Source organism: Vibrio sp. 2134-1 (genome assembly GCF_033339495.1).
Genome location: NZ_JAWOUS010000802.1, coordinates 1 through 555, shown reverse-complemented (window position 1 = coordinate 555; position 555 = coordinate 1). Strand labels below are relative to the sequence as shown.

Here is a 555-nt window from a genome sequence, read left to right as displayed (position 1 = left end):
TTGTATTTGTAAAGTAACCCCTGAAATTGAATGGTTTTGGCGTTTATTTCAATTTACTGTGTCAAAGTTTGGACAAAAGCTTGAGCTATCTGTTAGTTTGAGTGTAAAGAGTTTTTGTCTTCGTTATACATTCGCTTATCATGGTGAAGAACATTCATGAAGACACCGATTATTCTCAACATTTTTTCTCATACGCTTTGCTGATTTTTGCAAAACGGGTATTCACACTCAATTGTTGAGAATTTCTTAAAAATATAATTTTGGTTAACGCGAACAGGCTAGCTATCTTTAAGTGAGGCTTAAGAACAACAACGAAAATAAATAACCGTGTTAGCCACTAAAACAGATTAAATACCGCCATTATGACAGAACACGAAAATACCAATGAAGTACCGCTTTCGATTGAAGCGGGCACATTACTCAAAAACAAACGCGAATCTTTAGGTATGACTCAAAAGCAAGTTGCTGATCGCCTGAGACTTCGCGTTTCTGTTATTGAAGATATTGAAAACAACCGATTTGAATCTCAGCAAGTAGCGACATTCACTCGCGGCT

General features: G+C 36.4%; 1 protein-coding gene. It reads left to right on the top strand.

The genetic code is table 11. From position 1 onward, the window contains the following. Positions 1-362: 362 nt before the first annotated feature. Positions 363-555, top strand: a 193-nt coding sequence (locus R7R78_RS28625) for a helix-turn-helix domain-containing protein (protein ID WP_225474912.1), incomplete at its 3' end; no start/stop codon positions are given.